This is a genomic window from Metallosphaera yellowstonensis MK1, assembly GCF_000243315.1.
Lineage (GTDB): Archaea > Thermoproteota > Thermoprotei_A > Sulfolobales > Sulfolobaceae > Metallosphaera > Metallosphaera yellowstonensis.
The window spans coordinates 989,735-991,147 of record NZ_JH597761.1 but is presented as its reverse complement, the minus strand read 5'-3'; the positions used below and the strand labels follow the sequence as shown (position 1 = coordinate 991,147).

The window sequence follows — 1,413 nt, the reverse complement described above, 5'->3', positions numbered from 1 at the left end:
CTCCTCTTATCACTAAATAGTGAGGGTCCCTTATCTTCTCAACCTCCGCCAGCGCGTCTATCATGTCCAACATGAACCTAGAGTTGAAGACGTTATATTTACCTCCTGTGTTGAAGGTCAGGAGGAGGTACCCCCTCTTCTTCTCTAATGAGACTACCATATCTTGAACATGGATATTGGCGATATAAAAATAGGGGACTCAAAATGGAAGTGTTTACCCGTGGCGTAACTTTTCCTTACTTTTAATTACTTCTAATTCCACCACGGGCACCCCTCTTAAGGGATCATACAGGGTCACCCTTAACTCATTGGGGCTAGTCGAGGGAAACTTCAATACCCTCCCATCCACACCTTTATCACTCCCCAAACCTCGTGAGCAGTGCCCGTCATCAGTTAGGGGGATCATCAATAAAAACTACTTCGGTGATACTACATAAACACAACTTGACAAAACGATATTTAGATGATTAAAAATAACCAGTAGTTACGTAGAAGCGTTACAGTCCCTAATTCCTCGTTGATCCTTAAGGAATCATCCTCATTTCTGGATAATCTATAATTTTAATTCTTATTAAGTTTTTAGCTTTAAGTTTTTAATGCAGAGGAGGTCGTCCAACTCCCTAAACGCAGACTGTAACTCTTTTACGTAACCACTAGTTATTTTTAACTCTCTGAATGTCGTTTTGATTAAGTTATGTTCATATAGTATTACCCAAGAATTCTCTCTTGACGATCTCCCGACCGATGACGGGCACCGCTCACGAGGATGGGAGTGATAAGATCGTGAATGGGAGGGTAGGGGTGTTTCCCTCACTGGCCCCAAGGACTTGAGGGTGACCGTGTATGAGCCCTAAGGAGGGGTGCCAGTGGCGGAATTAGAAGTGGTTAAAGAAGGTAAGTTACGCCACGGATAAACACTGGTAAATCCTCCTAGATTAATATAGTCTAAATAAACTGAAAATATTATTTTATCTCTATCCGTTTAGTTACAAACATTTAAATAAGCCCGTAACAGGAAAATATTTATGTCACCGATACCTCAAGGTGAACAGCTGTTCGTATTTTTTTCAATAGCTTTCGTAATGACCGTATTCTCTATCTATTTCATCTACCTAGTGAAGAGGGGAATCGACGGAATTGGGTTACTCCTAGTGCTATACCTCAGTGGGAGCATGGTAGTGATGTTCGCAACTCTGTCCGTGTTCTTCTCCTCACCTAACCAGACTACTGAGGCGTTGGCCCTCGCTTCCAACTCGGCGTATATGGTGTTCGGTCTGGTTCCTATACTCATGAGGATGAACAGGGGAGTCAAGGTCAGAAACTGGGTCACGCTCCTAGTTTTCGCAGTCACCATGGCTTTGTCTGAGGCCCTCATGGGAGAGACCTTCTACGCTATGTCGACTGGACATCTCG

The 1,413-nt window shown here is 43.4% G+C and carries 1 protein-coding gene and 1 pseudogene; one reads left to right on the top strand and one right to left on the bottom strand.

Features of this window, described 5'->3' with window-relative positions; all coding sequences use genetic code 11:
* Positions 1–214: 214 nt before the first annotated feature.
* On the bottom strand, positions 215–406 hold the full coding sequence (locus METMK1DRAFT_RS05945; RefSeq protein WP_009071752.1) for a hypothetical protein: 192 nt from the start codon (positions 404–406) through the stop codon (positions 215–217).
* A gap of 619 nt (positions 407–1,025) precedes the next feature.
* On the opposite strand from METMK1DRAFT_RS05945, the pseudogene METMK1DRAFT_RS18160 reads away from it, so the two are divergent.
* Positions 1,026–1,413 (top strand): annotated as a pseudogene (locus METMK1DRAFT_RS18160) (4Fe-4S binding protein); the annotation flags it as partial.